Below are 1,869 nucleotides of genomic sequence, written 5' to 3' on the forward strand. Positions count from 1 at the left end.
TAATTGATGACACGCCCTAATATAAAAGATAAGAACATTCCTATAATCACAATTCATCATGACAAAAATAAAGATAATACTATAGAAAATAACCAGCTTTATTTGCCATTTTCAAATTTAAATATGCTAAAAGAATGGATTTCACAACATATTAAATACGAAGAAAAAACAAATACTATTAATAGGGAAAATATTAATTTAATAGATACATTTAATACTATTTTCCATTCCAATCATTCAAATTTCTTTTTATGTCATATTAATAATGAACAAAATTTTGTTATTGATAGAAAAATGCATGAAATTTGGATATCAGATCATTTTGAATTTAATCATATTGAATCTTTAGCAATTGAAGCACTAGACTTTAATCAAGCAGTCAATTTTAGATCACAAACAAAGAAATATGATCTTAGCTTATGGCTATGGAATTACTTATGGTTAAATCTAAAATACGCACCGAATTCAAGTAAATCAACATGTTATAAACTAAAATATTGGCCACAACCAAATAAAAACATTCCTAAAGAAACCTTAAAAATCGCTTCTTGCTTACAGTATGGCGCAGAGATCGACACCATTGCTAACCATTTAGAGATTGATCCAGAGCTTATTCATAAATTTATTTATATTGGTTTGGCATGTAACCTTCTCGAAAAAATTCACCCAAATGAAGTCAAATTCAAACTAAACAGTGAAGAAAATACATCTTCCACATTACGAAACTTTTTTAGCAAAATGCGAAAAAAACTGGGGATATAAGGACCGCTTTTGATTTTACATCCACACAAAATTGTCTTTGCTGGCTCTATGGGCGCTGGTAAATCTGCTGCAATACAATCACTATCTGATGTGCCCGTATTTACAACTGAAGCAATCAATACAGATCAAGACCGCCATAATAAAATGTTTACCACAGTCGGCATTGATTATGGAGAAATCACACTTGATGATGGCGTAAAAATTGGACTATATGGAACACCAGGACAACAACGCTTCGACTTTATTTGGTCAACCATCAGTCAAGGTGCTCTCGGCACAATCATTCTTATTGATCATACTGCCGATAACCCTTTAGAAGATTTAGATTTTTATTATGAAACCTTCAGAAAAACAAATAATAATCTAATTTTTGCAATTACCCATATTGATGAAAAATCTACGATACATACCTCTCAATATAGAGAATGGATTTCGCAACAAATACAAATGTATCCTCTCTACTTTATTGATGCCCGAAAATCAGAAGACATCCTTTTACTCATAGATACTCTTTTAAGCCAATCAGAAATCTCCCTTAGCCTCTCAGGTAACATGAATCATGCATGACCATTCACGAAAACCACCAGAGTCACTCATTCACTCATCACATCGTGCAATTTCAGATGTTTTACTTAATGTAAAAGGAATCGACTATATTCTATTGTGTACTGCAGATGGCTTTGAAATTAGCTCCGTACATAACAAGAATATTTATAATTCAAGCAAATTAGCAGCTGTAAGTAGCTCAATTGTCGCCATGATTTCTGCATTTATGCATGAAATTGATTTAAAAGGCTGCCAAAGTATCACCTTAGATGCTGAAAATGGCAAAGCCATATTAAATGCAATTCCTAATAAAAATTACCCAATGATTATGGTGGCTTTAACGAGCAAAGATATTTTATTGGGACAAGCTTTATTCTTTATAAAAAAATGTACGGAAGATATTGTCCTATCAGATTCACACTATACGAATTAAATTTAAATCCCGATTTATTCGGGATTTTTTTATGATGATTTTCTAATTTTAAGGCTCTAGCTATAATTCCATTAACATCTCTTATTTTTTAAATTTTTAATTTTATATGCATAAAAAAACACCCCCTG

Annotated in this window: 3 protein-coding genes; all 3 read left to right on the top strand. The window is 31.1% G+C overall.

Translation table 11 applies throughout. From position 1 onward, the window contains the following. Window positions 1-6: 6 nt before the first annotated feature. From A6M14_RS00665 to A6M14_RS00675, 3 genes are read left to right on the top strand one after another with little or no spacing between them, the layout of a single operon-like run. Complete coding sequence (locus tag A6M14_RS00665) at window positions 7-762, top strand: hypothetical protein (protein WP_152872854.1); 756 nt, start codon at window positions 7-9, stop codon at window positions 760-762. 9 nt (window positions 763-771) lie between these two features. Continuing rightward, complete coding sequence (locus tag A6M14_RS00670; protein WP_152872855.1) at window positions 772-1,329, top strand: GTP-binding protein; 558 nt, start codon at window positions 772-774, stop codon at window positions 1,327-1,329. Then, complete coding sequence (locus tag A6M14_RS00675) at window positions 1,322-1,741, top strand: roadblock/LC7 domain-containing protein (protein ID WP_152872856.1); 420 nt, start codon at window positions 1,322-1,324, stop codon at window positions 1,739-1,741. Before A6M14_RS00670 ends, A6M14_RS00675 begins: the two co-directional genes overlap by 8 nt. Window positions 1,742-1,869: the final 128 nt, after the last annotated feature.

This window comes from Acinetobacter portensis (assembly GCF_009372215.1).
GTDB lineage: Bacteria > Pseudomonadota > Gammaproteobacteria > Pseudomonadales > Moraxellaceae > Acinetobacter > Acinetobacter portensis.